Consider the following 423-nt stretch of genomic DNA (forward strand, 5'->3'; position numbering starts at 1 on the left):
CCGTCAGCGCATACCAGCCATTCCTCAAAAGTAACCTGCTCGTATTCGTATATAACTTTTTTATCGGCGGCATTAGCTAACGCGGCGGCTTCGGCGCTCATTCCCAAACCTTCCCTGTCGTCCTTTCCAAGTATGTCTTTCAATTCTTTGCCGAATAAATCCGCTATGTATTTGTTGCATAGCGTATATTTATATTCCAAATCCTTGCAGAATACGCCATCTGGGATTGAATCGATCATGGTCTCAAGCAAAGTGGTCTGATACGCTATTTCTTTTTCCATCTTCTTGCGCTCTGATATGTCGCGCGCGATAACCATTATTCCGACGACGACGCCGTCCCGTATGAGGGGGGCTTTAACAGTTTCAAAGTGACTTGCTTTTCCGGTAATAGGCGATGAAACAAATTCTTCGAATTTAATCATC

General features: G+C 44.4%; 1 protein-coding gene. It reads right to left on the reverse strand.

Annotated elements, in window-relative coordinates:
• Positions 1-423: PAS domain-containing protein (locus ACYVRH_RS14760; RefSeq protein WP_461257615.1), on the reverse strand; the 423-nt coding region annotated here is incomplete at both ends.

It is taken from the genome of Treponema sp. R80B11-R83G3, assembly GCF_054786115.1.